This is a genomic window from Yoonia litorea (assembly GCF_900114675.1).
GTDB classification, from domain to species: Bacteria; Pseudomonadota; Alphaproteobacteria; order Rhodobacterales; family Rhodobacteraceae; genus Yoonia; species Yoonia litorea.
Window position 1 is genome coordinate 1,061,240 of record NZ_FOZM01000001.1, and the last position, 14,896, is coordinate 1,076,135.

Genomic DNA, 14,896 nt, shown 5'->3' on the forward strand with positions numbered 1-14,896 from the left:
TTTCTCCCTGTGACACAGTTCTTATTTTGTCGAAGCAACAGACGATCAACACTGGCCCGCCCAGATCACGCATTCGCTCCGCCGATCTTCATTCCGCACTTTTTTAGGTGCGAGGTCAACAAATCCTTTGTTCAAAGAAAAGTCATTTGCGACATATTGGGTGTTGAAAAGCGACATGAGGGTCAAGCCCATTCAAACCGCTTTGGCGAGAAATCCAAAAAACGGAAAAATTGAAAAACCTATCGTTGTTTTTCGACTCGTCTGAACTCTGTCGGCGTTTTCCCCGCTTTTTCCTGAAATCTGCGGGTAAAATAAGCCGGTGATTGGAAGCCTAGATCTGCTGCAATCTGCTGAACAGGCGTCGCTGTTTCCTTAAGCATAATGCAGGCTTCGTAGTGTATGCGATCGTTCAAGAGCGACAGTGCCGAGCGCCCGCAGGTCTTCTGGCAGCAGCGTGTCAGATGGGTCGTCGTGACACCCAAGGCCGCGGCATAGTCCACGACACCGCGGTTCGATCCATATTGCCGCGCGATCATCGCGGTATAGCGTTCCACCAACTTAGCGGCAGCGCTGGATCGCCTTGTGTCAAGGTTCGTTGCGTCTTGTGCCGCCAACTGACGTTCGACGAAAATCGAAAGCAGACCAAAGTGACAGGCGGCCGCTCTCGGATCACCAGTTGGCCGCAGTTCGCGCTCAATGGCTTCATAATGTGCGACGACTTCCTTTTGCCTCTCGACGTCCCGCAGCCGCAGATGAAAAGCGTGCGCCGGCCAGAAGGGCGGGGCGTCAAACGCCAAAACCTGACCAAAGACGGTTTGGCCAACCTCGATGCCATACATCGTGTGTGGCGGGATATAGATCAGGTTGTTTGGTCCATACCCATTCGTCAGTCCCGCAACGGTAATCCGGCCCTGACCGCGCGTGATCAGGACAAGCCGCGCAGATGAATGACTGCGCATCGCCTCGTTACGCCAGCGCCCCTGTGGCCCACCATGTGTCAGCGTCATCAGACGCAAGTCTGATGGAAGAGAGAGAAAGCTGTCCTGCATCGCCCCAGCACTTGTTTTTCTTTTGCGGTATTGAGCGGAGGATACAGCGCAAAATCAATCATTTCTCGCCAGCGTCGAAGCGAAGTGTTGCAGATAAGTCGGGCAGGTCAGCGGATATGTGCCGCCATGCCTTGTGGCGTGACCGGAACCAGGTGCGCTGACGTTTTGCGTATTGGCGCGTCGCGACAATGGCTGCGTCGCGCGCGTCCTCCAACGTCATTTCACCACGCAGATATGCTATCAACTCAGGCGCTCCGATCGCTTTTGATGACAGGTGGCTCGGGTCCCAAAGAGGCAGCATCTGCCTTGCTTCGTCCAACGCACCCCCATCGAGCATCTGATCAAATCGTCGCGCAATCCGATCATTCAACCAGTCTTTTGGTGCATCAAGCGTGATGGCTGTGACCGCCCGAAGTGGCAAAAGTGGAGGAGGCGTGGCGTCCTGCCAGTCCGCCAGCCCGCGTCCGGTTGTTTCAAGGACTTCCCATGCTCGCTGCACTCTGGCGCGGTTTGCAAGGTCGATGCGCGATCTGGTGACGGGATCAAGGGCCGCAATCATCGCTTCTCTTGTCATCGCGTTGCCAGCGTCACGGATGGATTGAGGTGTGGGTGGGATCTCTGCCAGCCCTTGGGTCAGCGCGTGGAAATTCAGCCCCGTGCCGCCAACGATGATCGGACGCTCACCACCGGCCAGCAAGGGCTTCACATCGCGTAGCCATTGCCCCGTTGAATAGTCTGCATCGAATGGAATGTGACCATAAAGCCTATGTGGGGCGGCTGCGAGGTCAGCGTCATCCGGTCTTGCTGTCAAAACACGCCAGCCCTGAAAAACCTGCAACGCATCGGCATTGACGATCACGCCGCCTTGCTGGCGTGCGATCTCCAGCGCCAAGGCTGACTTGCCGCTCGCCGTCGGTCCTGCAATCAGAACCGGACGGGAAGGGATGATGCGGATCGTTTCAGGCAAGGATTTGGCTCTCACATTCGGTGACCTCTGCGCTTAACAGATAAGCGCTATCGGGCAAAGACGATGGTTTTCGCCACGTGAACTCTGAACATGCATATTTGCGCCTTGCGGCACATTGAACCTTGGCGCGATTTCCGACAGTTTAGCGCCAATTTGGAATCCATGTGGGGGTGCGCCATGAGCGAGAGTGAGAAGACGGCTTACAAACGGGTCATGCTCAAAATCTCGGGGGAGGCGCTGATGGGTGATACTTCCTTCGGTTTGCACCCGCCGACGGTTCAGCGCGTCGCGCGTGAGGTAAAGTCGGTCCACGATATGGGTGTCGAGATCTGCATGGTGATCGGAGGTGGCAACATCTTCCGCGGCCTGCAAGGTTCTGCACAAGGGATGGAGCGTACCACAGCGGATTACATGGGGATGTTGGCGACAGTTATGAATGCGCTGGCCATGCAGTCTGCATTGGAAGAGTTGGGCATCCATACCCGCGTGATCTCGGCAATCACGATGAACGAGGTGGCAGAGCCCTATATCCGTCGCCGCGCCGTGCGCCACTTGGAGAAAAAGCGGGTGTGCATCTTCGCAGCGGGCACGGGAAACCCTTACTTCACGACCGATACTGCAGCCACGCTGCGCGCCAATGAGATGAATTGCGAGGCAATCTTCAAGGGCACAAAGGTTGATGGTGTCTACGACAAAGATCCAGCCAAGCACAGCGATGCCAAACGCTATGAAGAAGTGAGCTACGACGAGGTGCTGCAACAGCACCTTGGCGTCATGGATGCCAGTGCGATTGCGCTGGCGCGGGACAATGACCTGCCCATCATCGTGTTCTCGCTGGATGAACCTGGTGGATTTAGGGGCATTCTGGCCGGCGAGGGGACTTACACAATCGTCCAGGATTGATGGTTGCGCGGCTTTGAGGATGGAAACGGTCCGCGCTCGTCAAAGTCATGCTGGAAATTCCAAGCGCTTCACTGATATGTCCGCAGCGCACAATGCTATACAACACCGGCAGTTTCGCCTAAACCTATGAAAACGGCGCGAATTGCGCCTTTGGAAGAGCAGAAGATATGTCTGAAGAGTTTGAACTGGATACCGATGATCTGGCCCGCCGCATGAAGGGTGCGATCAGCAACTTGCGGACCGAACTTGCATCGCTGCGGACGGGTCGTGCCTCAGGCTCGATGCTGGAACCGGTGATGGTCGAGGCTTACGGGGCGATGACACCGATCAACCAGGTAGGCACTGTTAACGTGCCGGAACCGCGGATGGTGACCATCAACGTCTGGGACAAGGGTCTGGTCGGTAAAGTGGAAAAAGCCATCCGGGAGAGTGGCTTGGGCATCAATCCTCAACTTAACGGTACGATCATCATGCTGCCGATCCCTGAGTTGAACGAAGAGCGTCGCAGGGAGCTGACAAAAGTTGCTGGCCAATATGCAGAAAGCGCGCGCGTCTCGATCCGCAATTTGCGCCGCGACGGCATGGACCAGATCAAGAAAGCCAAGGCCGACGGCATGTCGGAAGATGATCAGAAATTCTGGGAATCGGCCGTGCAGGAAGTGACTGACGAGTACATTAAGATTGTCGATGAAACGCTTGAAACAAAACAGGCAGAAATCATGCAGGTTTAAACCTGCATAGATAGATAAGGGGGCACCTATGCCCAAAGATGCTGAAGTAAAGCAGACACCGTCACATGTGGCGATCATCATGGACGGAAATGGTCGCTGGGCCCAACAACGCGGCCGGCCAAGGCTCTTTGGACATCATGCCGGTGCACGCCGCGTCAGAGAAATCGTGAAATCCTGCCCTGATCTGGGTGTGAAGTATCTGACGATATTCGCTTTTTCGACCGAGAACTGGAAACGGACCCAGACCGAGGTCGCTGGCCTTATGGGGCTTTTCCGCAAATACCTTGAGCGCGAAGCGGATGAGCTTTTTGCCAGCGGCGTCTGCGTTCGCTTCATCGGTGACCGGATCCGTCTCGATCCGAAACTTGTCAGCCTGATGGATGATCTTGAGTTACGGACAGCAGGCAATGACCGTGTCAATCTAACGGTGGCGCTTAACTACGGTGGGCGCGATGAGGTGACCCGCGCTGCCAAGCGTCTTGCGTATGAGATCGAACAGGGCAGGCTGACCCACAAAGACGTCGATGCCGAAACGCTGGCACGGTTCCTTGATACGCATGTGCTCCCTGATCCTGATCTGGTGATCCGGACAAGCGGCGAAGCGCGCATTTCGAACTTTTTGTTGTGGCAATCGGCTTATGCCGAATACGAGTTTGTCGACACGCTTTGGCCGGACTTCTCGACTGCAGAATTTGCCAAAGTGCTGGGTCAGTTTGGCAAGCGCGATAGACGTTTCGGAGCTGTCCGAGCCTAAGTATGACGACCCCGCCGCCAATACCTGCCAAATGGGATGACCTGACAGTCCGGCTGACATCAAGCGCCGCGATGGTCGTTGTTGGTGCTGCCGGCGTGATCATGGGCGGGATATGGTTCCAGATGCTTGTCGTCTTTGTGACGGCGGTCATGGTCTGGGAATTGTGGATGATGATCCGCCCCAAGGAACCGACAAAGGGGATGTTGCTGGCCGCATTGGTTGCCTCGATCATGTCGGGCCAGCTTGTTGAGAACAGCCCATGGGGCATGTTGCTGTTTTTGATTGTCCCCGTGATCGGTGTCACGCAGCTTAATACCGAGAAGAAGACGTTTTTTATTTTTGCGTTGGGGATTCAGGTCGCCGGATGGGGCCTTGTGCATTTCCGCGAGGATTTCGGCTTTTTCTGGCTCCTGTGGCTTATGTCAGTCGTGATCGTGACGGATATCTTTGGGTATTTTGCAGGGAAGGCTTTTGGAGGGCCGAAGTTCTGGCCAGCAATCAGCCCCAAGAAAACCTGGAGCGGAACAGTCGCCGGTTGGATCGGTGCCGCAATCGTCGGGTTTCTTTTCACCATTTTCACCAATGCGGGCCTTTGGGTCATTCTGATCTCTGTGATCCTCAGCTTTGCTGGTCAAATGGGGGACATCGCGGAAAGCTCACTCAAGCGGCGGATGGGGGTCAAGGACAGCTCGACGCTGATCCCCGGTCATGGTGGCCTGTTTGACCGTTTCGACGCGCTTTTGGGGGCCTCGCTTTTCCTGATTGTCGTGGCCGATGTCTTTGATGTGCCGGGGGTCGTCTTTTGAGGCGCATCACTTTTTTCGGCGCAACAGGGTCAATCGGTCAAAGTGCGTTGGACCTCGTCGCGCGTGATCTGGATCACTATGACGTTGTAGCCCTGACTGGCGGTCGCAATGTCGCGCAACTGGCAAAGGATGCGCGGGCGCTCAATGCCGATCTTGCCGTGACCTGCTATCCTGAATGCTACGCAGAACTGAAGGACTTGCTGGCCGATACAAATGTCGAAGTGGCCGCTGGCGGTGAGGCGATTGTTGAGGCCGCATCGCGCCCTGTTGATTGGGCGCTTTCGGCGATTGTCGGTGCTGCCGGTCTTGTCCCCGGGCTAGAGGCCTTGGCACATGGCACGACCCTTGCACTTGCCAATAAGGAATCGCTCGTGACTGCCGGGCCGCTTCTGTTGGGCCGTGCCAAGGCGCATGGCGCGACAGTCTTGCCTGTCGATAGCGAGCATTCAGCCGTTTTTCAGGCGCTCGTCGGGGAGCATATGGCCGCGGTTGAGCGCGTGATCATCACCGCCTCCGGTGGCGCGTTCCGTGACTGGCCGATTGAAAAGCTGGCAACTGCAACGCTGGCAGAAGCGTCAAGCCATCCGAATTGGGATATGGGGCAGCGGATCACCATCGACAGCGCTTCAATGTTTAATAAAGCGATGGAGCTGATTGAAACCAAAGAATTCTTTGGTGTTCCGCCTGAAATGATCGAGGTGCTGGTTCATCGCGAAAGCCTGATCCATGCTTTGGTCGGCTTTAACGATGGGGCGCTCATGGCGCATGTGGGGCCGCCGGATATGCGTCACGCTATCGGATATGCGCTCCATTGGCCGGAACGGCAGCACCTGCCCGTGGAAAGGCTTGATCTTGGCAAGATCGGGCAACTGACATTCGAGGCACCGGATCAGGCGCGCTACCCCGCACTTGGTATTGCCAAAGATGTGATGGCCACAGGCGGTCTGTCTGGTGCGGTCTTTAATGCCGCCAAAGAACAGGCACTCGACGGTTTCATCGCGGGTGACATCGGATTTTTGGACATGTCGACAGTTGTCGCAAAGACGCTTGAGAAAATGTCATCAGGTGATGGGCTGCAATCTCAGGCGATCACCCTAGATAGCGTGTTAGAGACAGACCGGCTGGCACGAATCTATGCCGCTGAAGCTATGAAGAATTTGGGATAAACCTTTGGACCTGATGCAGTTTCTGCCCCAGTTTGGCAATTTCGCATTCATGATCGTCGCCTTTGTCGTGGCGCTCTCGGTGATTGTCGCAATCCACGAATACGGACATTACATCGTAGGGCGCTGGTGTGGCATCCATGCTGAAGTGTTTTCGCTGGGCTTTGGTCCGGTGCTTTACAGCCGGACAGACAAACGCGGCACCCAATGGCAAATCGCGGCGCTGCCTCTAGGTGGCTACGTCCGATTTATGGGTGATGCGAATGCCGCAAGTGTCGGCAGTGACGGGCAGGTCGCCCCGTCCGAGATGCGACGCACCATGCTTGGCGCACCGCTCTGGGCGCGGACGTTGACTGTTGCGGCGGGTCCCGCCTTCAACTTTATTCTGGCGATTGCCATCTTTGCAGGCTCGATCATGTATCAGGGGCGCTCTGTGACGCCTTTGACCTTTGATGACCTCAGACCGCTTCCCGCAAGTTATCAAAGTGACTTGCGCTCAGGTGATGTGCTGATTGCCGTGGAGGGGCAGCGTTTCGACGATGTGACCGCAACGACCAGCCTTACAGACCGTGTTCCGGTGCAAGAGACGCTCACCTACACAATTGAGCGCGATGGCCGCGTGATGGATGTCGAAGGACCGTACTATTTTCCGCCCGCAGTTCTGAGCGTGACGCCTCGATCAGCGGCAGATGACGCGGACATCAAGATCAATGACGTGATCACGACAATTAACGGCGAACCGGTCTTTGCGTTTTCCCAAGTGCAGGACATTGTGCTGGCGGCTGATGGTGCACCGCTTGATTTCACGGTCTGGCGCGATGGTGAGACGCTGACAAAAACCATCGCCCCCCGGCGGGTTGATCTGCCTCTTCCCGAGGGCGGCTTTGAGACGCGGTGGCTGATCGGGATCAGCGGGACAATCTTTTTCGAGGAACTCAGAGAAGGTGTCGGCCTATTTGAGTCTGTCTCACTGGGCGCGCAGGGGTTGTGGAATACGCTCACCACATCATTGTCTGCGCTGCAGCACATCATCGTCGGACAAATTTCGACCTGTAACCTCTCTGGCCCCGTCGGCATTGCCGAGACCAGCGGATCGATGGCAGAGCAGGGTGCGCAGAGCTTTATCTGGTTCATCGGCGCGCTTTCAGCAGCGGTTGGTTTGATCAATCTGTTTCCGATCCCGGTCCTCGATGGCGGGCATCTTGTCTTTTATGCCTATGAGGCAGTGACGCGCCGCAAGCCGAGTGATCGGGCCGTGCAGGTGTTCATGTTCATGGGGCTTGCTTTGATCCTGTCGATGATGACTTTCACCATTCTCAACGACACCATTTTGTGCCCGTAAAAACGTGCTCGAGACGTTGCTCGCGTTTTGACATCGCTGGGCTTTGTCGCTACTCCAAATGCATAAGTAAAATTGCGAGGGGCGGTCGAGATGATGGTTTTGGGTGGGCGCAGTCTGGCGCGCTACTGGTCTGGCGCTAAGACACTGTTTTTTGCAGGCGCATTGGTGACGATGGGTGCCGTTTCCGCCGTCGCACAAAGCTTCTCATTCAGTAGTTTTGCCGTCGAAGGCAATCAGCGTGTCGGCGATGCAACGATCCTGAATATTGCAGGGCTGCAAGCAGGTGTTCCGCTTTCGACAGCTGGTCTGAACGATGCAGGCCAAAGCTTGCGCGAGAGCGGCCTGTTTTCCTCGGTTGACCTGACACCGCGTGGCAGTCAGCTTGTGATTGAGGTTGCGGAAAACCCGACGATCAACCGCATCAATATCGAAGGAAACAGCCGCATCAGTGATGCAGACCTGCTGCCCTTGATCCAGTCTCAGCCACGCCGCGTCTTTACCCCCGCGCAAGCAGAAGCTGATACGGCCGCTATTTCAGAAGCTTACGCACGGCAGGGACGGATCAACGCCACCGTCACCCCGCGGATCATCCCGCGCTCTGAAAACCGTGTCGATCTGGTTTTTGAAGTCATCGAATCTGCGGTGACTGAAATTGGCCGGATCAGCTTTGTCGGCAACAGAAGCTTCTCTGAAAATCGTCTGCGGCGCGTACTGGAATCCAAGGAGGCTGGTGTTTTCCGCATTCTTGTGGCCCGCGACACGTTCTCGCCCGAGCGCGTGGCAGAGGACCGTCAGGTTCTGACCGATTTCTACCAGTCGCGCGGCTTTGCCGACTTTGTCATCCAGAACATCGACGTGACGCTGACGCGAGAACGCGATGCCTATCTGATCACCTACAATATCCAGGAAGGTCAACGGTTCTCGATCGGGTCCGTGTCAGTGTCGAGCGCTATTAACGGCGTTGATGCTGCCAACTTCGAAGACGAGGTGCGTCTGCGCTCTGGTGCGACCTATTCACCGGTCCCCATCGCTGATGACATCACGCGTCTGGAACGCTTGGCTGTGGACCGTGGATTGCGATTTGTTCAGGTGGAACCTCAGATCACAAGAAACCCGCGCGATCTGACGCTTGACGTCAATTACGTGCTGACATCCGCCCCGCGTGTCTTTGTCGAGCGGATTGATATCGAAGGGAACAGCACCACGCTTGATCGGGTCATTCGGGGGCAGTTCCGCACTGTTGAAGGTGATCCTTTGAACCCCCGCGAAATTCAGGAAAGCGCGCGCCGCATCCGTGCGCTTGGCTTTTTTGAAAATGTCACGGTTAACACACGTCCCGGTTCCAGCCCGTCCCAGCGGGTGATTGACGTTGATGTGGTCGAGGGCCCGACTGGTACGCTGACATTCGGTGCCAACTTTAACAGTGATACCGGCGCAAGCCTGATAGCGACCTATCGGCAGGCGAACTTCCAAGGCCGTGGCCAGCGCCTGAACGTGGATATCTCGACAGCCGAGAGCAATCGCCGGTTCAATTTTGGTTTCACTGAACCGCAATTGTTGGGCCGTGATCTGCGTGGATCGTTTGACCTCAACTATGCGACGACGGACAATGAGAACGCGCTTTACGACACTGAGACCTTCCGGATTTCTCCGCAACTGAGCTTTCCGATCAGCGATGAAAGCCGTCTGACAGTTTACTACGCGTTGGAATATAATGACCTCACCGATGTTTCGGATGATGCCAGCGAGATTATCGCCGCAGAAGCCGAAGAGGGTGGCATTTGGACCAATTCGGTCGGTTACGCATTCTCCTATGACAACCGGCGCACTGGTTTGAACCCGAACGCGGGTGTCGTGCTGCGGTTCGGTCAGGAATTCGGTTTCGGCGACAAGCAGTTCATCAAAACCACCGCTTTGGCAGGTGCTGAGACACGCATCTGGAACGAAGAAGTCACCTTGCGGGCAACGCTTGAGGGCGGGCTTCTGACGTATCAGGAGGGCCGCAGCCGTGTGACAGACCGTTTCTTCCTTGGAAGCCGTATCATGCGCGGTTTTGAACCCGGCGGGATCGGCCCAAGAGATGCACTGACAGATGATGCCCTTGGCGGTAACGCGTTCTCGGTGCTGCGTCTTGAGACGGAATTTCCCCTTGGTCTGCCAAGCGAGTACAACCTCTCCGGTGGTGCGTTCATCGACTACGGCTCGGTTTGGGACGTTGGCGATGTCGATACATCCAATGTGATCTATAATGACTTTACAGGGCGTGCCATCGCTGGCCTGTCATTGTTCTGGACCACACCAATCGGACCTCTGCGTTTCAACTTTACCGAGCCACTTGATGTGCAGCCTGAGGACAACACCCGGAACTTTGAAATCACGATCTCGACGAGCTTCTGATGTGGTTTCTGCGCGCGGCTTTGGTTTGGTTTGCGCTGACAGTGTCAGCGCAGGCGCAAGAGCTGCGTCCCCAGGTCCTCATCATCGACAGTGATCGGCTCTATCTGGAAAGTGATTTCGGTCGGCGGGTCGCAGCTGATCTGGCGGAACAGGCCGCAGAGATACAGGCGGAGAACGACCGGATCGTTGAATCGCTGACACAAGAGGAGCGCAGTCTGACGCTCAGAAGGCCTGAGATGACGCCGGAAGCTTTTCGCGCGGAATCAGAGGCTTTTGATGCCAAGGTGCAGGAAGTCCGCCGTGTCCGTGATGCCAAGAACGTCGAGTTCCAGCGCGCAAACGCCGAAGCGCGGGTCGAGTTTGAAGAACGCATTCAGGGAATTGTGGCCGGTATCATGCTTGAGCGAGGAGCCACACTGGTGATGGAACAGCGCAATGTCGTTCTTTCAATCAGATCGGCCAATATCACCGACGAAGCAATCGCGCGTGTAAATGCCCAGCTTGGCGATGGCACTGACGAACCCTGAGCTTGCCGCCATTTACCGGCCTTGCTAGTGATGAAGTAATGCTCGCCACCGCTGCTGCCGAGCGCACAAGATAGGGACACCCATGACTGACGCTGTCACGACCGCCGATATTCACCTGATCCAAAAAATTCTACCGCACCGCTATCCGTTTTTGCTGGTCGACAAAGTGCATAGCATTGACGGGATCAAAACGGCCGTGGGTGTCAAGAACGTCACGATGAACGAGCCGCATTTTCAGGGGCACTTTCCGGCGAATCCAATCATGCCAGGCGTCACCATTGTCGAGGCGATGGCGCAAACCACAGCCGTGATGGTGGGCGCGTCCTTGGGTCTGACGGACGGCAATTTGCTGGTGTACTTCATGGGGATCGACAACTGCAAATTCCGTCGCAAGGTTGTGCCCGGTGACGTGCTTGAGATGTATGTCGAAACCACACGTGGAAAGCCCGGCGGCAAGGTCTGGAAATTCAAGGGCGTGGCGAAAGTCGATGGCGAACTTGCAGCCGAAGCCGAGTTCACCGCCATGATGGATATGCAGAACGCATGACGGGCATCCACCCTTCTGCCGTTGTCGAAGAGGGCGCAACCATCGGTGCCGACTGCACGATTGGCCCGTTTTGCGTCATTGGTGCAGATGTCGTTCTGGGTGACCGCGTGACGCTGAAGAGCCATGTGGTGGTGCAAGGCGATACGCAAATAGGTGACGAAACGGTTGTCTTTCCCTTTGCCGTGCTGGGCGAGATCCCACAGGACCTCAAGTATGACGGGGAGCCAGCCAAACTGCGTATTGGCAAACGTAACCGCATCAGAGAGCACGTCACGATGAATATCGGGACAACCCATGGCGGCGGATTGACCAAAGTGGGGGATGACGGGCTTTTCATGGCAGGGTGTCACATCGCGCATGATGCTCAGGTCGGTGACCGAGTGATTGTCGTGAATTCGTCAGCCGTTGCAGGTCACTGCATTATCGAGGACGACGTGATCATTGGGGGCCTTTCAGGTGTGCACCAGTGGGTGCGCATTGGTAAGGGGGCCATTATCGGCGCTGTGTCGATGGTGACAAAGGACGTGGTGCCGCATGGCCTCGTCCAAGGTCCGCGCGGCGCGCTTGATGGTCTCAATCTGGTTGGTCTCAAGCGCAAGGGCGTTGACCGCGCGGATATCACCGCGCTACGGGCCGCGTTCCAGATGCTCAAAGACGGCGAAGGCACATTCCATGACCGTGCCCGCAGACTGGCTGATGAAAGCGACAGCGCCTATGTTCAGGAAATGGTCGCATTCATCCTTGGTGATACCGACCGCAACTTTCTGACCCCCGGCTGATGCTGGCGCTGATTGCAGGGACAGGGGAGCTTCCGCCAGCGTTGATCGCGCGGTTGGACACGCGGCCATTGGTGTGCGCCCTTTCAGGGTTTCGGCCGGCGGTTACTCCGGACATCACCTTTCGGATCGAACACCTGGGCCGGTTTCTCTCCGAACTGTCGGACCGGGGCGTGACCGAGATTTGCATGGCCGGCGCGGTCAGGCGGCCAAAGATCGACCGGTCAGAGATCGACGCGAAAACCATGCCCCTTGTCCCGCGGATACAGGCGGCGATCGCGTCGGGCGATGACGGAGCCTTGAGGGCGATCATCGCGATATTTGAAGACCATGGCTTCACCGTCAGGGCGGCGCATGAGATTGCACCGGATTTGTTACCAGCAGCAGGTGTGCACTCGCGTGCTGTTGTGACAATCGACCACAAAAACGATGCTGTGGCGGCCGAACAGACGCTGGCTGAAATGGGTCGCGCAGACCAAGGTCAGGCTTGTCTTGTCCGCAAGGGTAGGGTGCTCGCCAAAGAGGGTCAGGACGGGACCGACGCGATGTTCGCGCGATTTGCCCCGGCAGAGGATCCGCTTTGGGGGGCTGTTGATCTGATGGGCGATGTGCTTGGCAGCGCCTCTGAGTGGTTGAGCGGCGCTGATGGTGATCCAAGTGACCTGCGAGGCGCAATTCTCTTCAAAGGGCCGAAGCCAGATCAGGACCGCCGCGCCGATCTTCCGGTCATCGGGCCCCAGACGGCAGCACATGCCATTCGGGCTGGATTGGCCGGAATTGTGATCGAAGCGGGCGGCGTCATGGTGCTTGAGTTCGATCGCGTCTTGAACGAGCTGGACCGTGCTGGGCTGTTCTTCTGGGTGCGGCCCAAGGGGGGCGCATGAGGGTCTTTCTGATCGCTGGTGAAGCCTCAGGTGACAAACTGGGTGCGGCGCTGATGGCGGGGTTGAAAGCGTTGCGCGACGACGTGACCTTCGACGGTGTTGGTGGCCCGTTGATGCAGGCTCAAGGCCTGCAAAGCCGCTTTCCGATGGACGAACTGTCAGTCATGGGGTTGGCGGAAATTCTGCCAAAGTATCGGGCGCTCAAGGCGCGTATCCGGCAAATGGCGGATGCGGTTCTTGCAACCCAACCCGACGTCCTGATCACGATTGACAGCCCTGACTTCTGCCTGCGTGTTGCGCGATTGGTGAAGGCAGCGGGCAAAACACCAACCGTCCACTATGTTGCGCCGACGGTCTGGGCGTGGCGTCCCAAACGGGCAGAAAAGATGTCGGGTTTCATCGATCATGTTCTGGCGCTTTTTCCGTTTGAGCCACCTCTGATGGAAACTGCCGGGATGCGATGCGACTTTGTCGGGCATCCTGTCGTGGCCGAACCCGTCGCGAGTGATGCGGAGGCCGCGGCACTTGGTGACGGCACGGTGATCCTTGTTCTACCGGGCAGCCGACGGGGTGAGGTGATACGGCTGGCTGATCGCTTCGGCGACGTCGTTGCGAAGATGGCGGCAGAGATACCGGACGCGCGGTTTGTCATACCCACAACGCAGAACGTGCACGGCTTGGTGCAGGACAAAGTCAGTCATTGGAAGACGCCGGTCACGGTCCTGTCTCCGGCGGATGCGCAAAAGGCGGCTTGGTTCAAGCGCGCTGATGTGGCCTTGGCAGCCTCCGGCACGGTGTCTCTGGAATTGGCTGCAAGCAATACGCCCATGGTGATTGCTTACGATATGGCGTGGCTCAGCCGCCAGATCATCAGTCGGATGCTGATGGTTGATACGGTCACGCTGGTGAACCTTGTATCGGAAACCCGCGCGGTGCCCGAATTCATTGGCGACAAATGCCAGCCAGCGCCGATTGCAGAGGCAATGCTCGCCGTCCTGAAAAATCCGAACGCACAGCGGGAGGCGATGGCGCTCACCATGGAACGTCTGGGGCAGGGCGGTCAACCACCGGGTCTACGCGCGGCGCACGCGGTGCTGGCCGGACTTGAAAAGGCGCCCGTCAAGGATCAGTAGCCCAAGCGCAAGGATGCCAAAGCCAAGATAGGCGCGCGCAGGCAATTCCTCTCCTAGTGCGACGGCACCAAGGACAATGGCTACGGGTGCGACGAGCAAGGTGACCAACATCAGGTTTCCACTGCCCGCAACTGCAAGAACGCGGTAGTAAAGCAGATAAGCCAGAGCAGTTGCGACAAGCGCATAATAGGCGATGGCTGCCCATGTCGCTCCGGCGAGATTGAGTGTGATCGGCCCCTCAACGAACCACGCGGTCGGTATGCTGATCAGGCTTGCACCGGTCAACATGCCAGCGGCGGCCACTTGCGGGGAAAGACCCGACAGCGTTTTTCTGGCCCAGACGCCTGCCAAAGCATAGCTTATCGTGCCTGCAATCACGGCAAGTTGCCCCATCGAGCGGATGTCGAAACTCCGGAACGACTCCAGACCGATTGCTGTCGCGACGCCGAAAAAGCCAAGGATCACGCCGATCCCCTTTCGCAGCGTTAAACGCTCGTCTGCAAAGAAAATTGCTGCAACAATGACACCGAATATAGCCGTCGCTGCGTTGAGGATGGACGTTAGTCCGGTTTCAATATGCAACTGGCCCCATGCCATAAGGCTGAACGGGATCATGTTGTTGAGCAAGCCCATCACAAGAAAAGCCCCCCAGATCCGACGACCTGTCGGCAGAGGTAACCCTTTGTAAAGGATATAAGCCCACAGAACCAACATGGCCCATCCCGTACGGTGTGCGACAGCCGTCAACGGCCCGATTTCATTCAGCGCAATTCTGATTGAAAAAAACGATGCGCCCCAAATAAGGGCGAGCGTGAAAAGCTGTGCCCATGCCGCTGGCGAGATTGATTTCTGTGCTTGATCCATGCGGTTGATCTGGCAGGGAAACCGACGATTGGACAACCCGTTTCTTGCGCTAT

Annotated in this window: 15 protein-coding genes; 12 read left to right on the plus strand and 3 right to left on the minus strand. The window is 56.9% G+C overall.

Annotated elements, in window-relative coordinates; translation table 11 throughout:
• Positions 1–239 precede the first annotated feature (239 nt).
• Complete coding sequence (locus tag BM316_RS05615; protein ID WP_242649776.1) at positions 240–1,007, minus strand: helix-turn-helix domain-containing protein; 768 nt, start codon at positions 1,005–1,007, stop codon at positions 240–242.
• 100 nt (positions 1,008–1,107) lie between these two features.
• Entirely contained in the window at positions 1,108–2,031 is a 924-nt protein-coding gene (gene miaA, locus BM316_RS05620) for a tRNA (adenosine(37)-N6)-dimethylallyltransferase MiaA (RefSeq protein WP_090205040.1), read from the minus strand.
• 162 nt (positions 2,032–2,193) lie between these two features.
• On the opposite strand from miaA, the gene pyrH reads away from it, so the two are divergent.
• From pyrH to lpxB, 12 genes are all read left to right on the plus strand, one after another.
• Positions 2,194–2,919: a UMP kinase gene (pyrH, locus tag BM316_RS05625; RefSeq protein ID WP_090205043.1), complete on the plus strand. Its 726-nt coding sequence runs from the start codon at positions 2,194–2,196 to the stop codon at positions 2,917–2,919.
• 167 nt (positions 2,920–3,086) lie between these two features.
• Positions 3,087–3,650 carry a ribosome recycling factor gene (frr, locus tag BM316_RS05630; protein ID WP_090205046.1) on the plus strand — a complete coding sequence of 188 codons (564 nt, stop codon included), beginning with the start codon at positions 3,087–3,089 and terminating at the stop codon, positions 3,648–3,650.
• Positions 3,651–3,678: 28 nt separating this feature from the next.
• On the plus strand, positions 3,679–4,404 hold the full coding sequence (gene uppS, locus BM316_RS05635; protein WP_090205050.1) for a polyprenyl diphosphate synthase: 726 nt from the start codon (positions 3,679–3,681) through the stop codon (positions 4,402–4,404).
• Positions 4,405–4,406: 2 nt separating this feature from the next.
• A complete protein-coding gene (locus BM316_RS05640) occupies positions 4,407–5,210 on the plus strand; it encodes a phosphatidate cytidylyltransferase (RefSeq protein ID WP_090205053.1) in 804 nt (267 codons plus the stop codon).
• Complete coding sequence (gene dxr / locus BM316_RS05645) at positions 5,207–6,376, plus strand: 1-deoxy-D-xylulose-5-phosphate reductoisomerase (RefSeq protein WP_090205055.1); 1,170 nt, start codon at positions 5,207–5,209, stop codon at positions 6,374–6,376. Before BM316_RS05640 ends, dxr begins: the two co-directional genes overlap by 4 nt.
• Before the next feature lie 4 nt (positions 6,377–6,380).
• Entirely contained in the window at positions 6,381–7,715 is a 1,335-nt protein-coding gene (gene rseP, locus BM316_RS05650) for an RIP metalloprotease RseP (protein WP_090205058.1), read from the plus strand.
• A gap of 90 nt (positions 7,716–7,805) precedes the next feature.
• The gene (gene bamA / locus BM316_RS05655; protein WP_090205061.1) at positions 7,806–10,112 is read left to right on the plus strand and encodes an outer membrane protein assembly factor BamA; all 2,307 of its coding nucleotides are present in this window, start codon (positions 7,806–7,808) and stop codon (positions 10,110–10,112) included.
• Positions 10,112–10,639 (plus strand): OmpH/Skp family outer membrane protein, encoded by a 528-nt coding sequence (locus BM316_RS05660; RefSeq protein ID WP_090205064.1) that lies wholly within the window; start codon positions 10,112–10,114, stop codon positions 10,637–10,639. The genes bamA and BM316_RS05660 overlap by 1 nt, the downstream gene beginning before the upstream one ends.
• Before the next feature lie 82 nt (positions 10,640–10,721).
• Positions 10,722–11,186 (plus strand): 3-hydroxyacyl-ACP dehydratase FabZ, encoded by a 465-nt coding sequence (gene fabZ / locus BM316_RS05665; RefSeq protein ID WP_090205067.1) that lies wholly within the window; start codon positions 10,722–10,724, stop codon positions 11,184–11,186.
• On the plus strand, positions 11,183–11,965 hold the full coding sequence (gene lpxA / locus BM316_RS05670) for an acyl-ACP--UDP-N-acetylglucosamine O-acyltransferase (protein WP_090205070.1): 783 nt from the start codon (positions 11,183–11,185) through the stop codon (positions 11,963–11,965). The genes fabZ and lpxA overlap by 4 nt, the downstream gene beginning before the upstream one ends.
• Positions 11,965–12,846 carry an LpxI family protein gene (locus BM316_RS05675; protein ID WP_090205073.1) on the plus strand — a complete coding sequence of 294 codons (882 nt, stop codon included), beginning with the start codon at positions 11,965–11,967 and terminating at the stop codon, positions 12,844–12,846. Before lpxA ends, BM316_RS05675 begins: the two co-directional genes overlap by 1 nt.
• A complete protein-coding gene (lpxB, locus tag BM316_RS05680; protein ID WP_090205076.1) occupies positions 12,843–13,979 on the plus strand; it encodes a lipid-A-disaccharide synthase in 1,137 nt (378 codons plus the stop codon). The genes BM316_RS05675 and lpxB overlap by 4 nt, the downstream gene beginning before the upstream one ends.
• Here lpxB and BM316_RS05685 read toward each other — a convergent pair.
• Entirely contained in the window at positions 13,920–14,843 is a 924-nt protein-coding gene (locus BM316_RS05685; protein WP_090205079.1) for a DMT family transporter, read from the minus strand. The genes lpxB and BM316_RS05685 overlap by 60 nt on opposite strands.
• Between the last annotated feature and the right edge of the window lie 53 nt (positions 14,844–14,896).

Excerpts from the sequence above, each read along its gene's own strand:
- pyrH (WP_090205043.1), top strand. The coding sequence starts at position 2,194 with ATGAGCGAGAGTGAGAAGACGGCTTACAAACGGGTCATGCTCAAAATC.
- BM316_RS05685 (WP_090205079.1), bottom strand. The coding sequence starts at position 14,843 with ATGGATCAAGCACAGAAATCAATCTCGCCAGCGGCATGGGCACAGCTT.
- BM316_RS05640 (WP_090205053.1), top strand. The coding sequence starts at position 4,407 with ATGACGACCCCGCCGCCAATACCTGCCAAATGGGATGACCTGACAGTC.
- uppS (WP_090205050.1), top strand. The coding sequence starts at position 3,679 with ATGCCCAAAGATGCTGAAGTAAAGCAGACACCGTCACATGTGGCGATC.
- frr (WP_090205046.1), top strand. The coding sequence starts at position 3,087 with ATGTCTGAAGAGTTTGAACTGGATACCGATGATCTGGCCCGCCGCATG.
- lpxB (WP_090205076.1), top strand. The coding sequence starts at position 12,843 with ATGAGGGTCTTTCTGATCGCTGGTGAAGCCTCAGGTGACAAACTGGGT.
- BM316_RS05675 (WP_090205073.1), top strand. The coding sequence starts at position 11,965 with ATGCTGGCGCTGATTGCAGGGACAGGGGAGCTTCCGCCAGCGTTGATC.
- BM316_RS05615 (WP_242649776.1), bottom strand. The coding sequence starts at position 1,007 with ATGACGCTGACACATGGTGGGCCACAGGGGCGCTGGCGTAACGAGGCG.
- lpxA (WP_090205070.1), top strand. The coding sequence starts at position 11,183 with ATGACGGGCATCCACCCTTCTGCCGTTGTCGAAGAGGGCGCAACCATC.
- BM316_RS05660 (WP_090205064.1), top strand. The coding sequence starts at position 10,112 with ATGTGGTTTCTGCGCGCGGCTTTGGTTTGGTTTGCGCTGACAGTGTCA.
- bamA (WP_090205061.1), top strand. The coding sequence starts at position 7,806 with ATGATGGTTTTGGGTGGGCGCAGTCTGGCGCGCTACTGGTCTGGCGCT.
- fabZ (WP_090205067.1), top strand. The coding sequence starts at position 10,722 with ATGACTGACGCTGTCACGACCGCCGATATTCACCTGATCCAAAAAATT.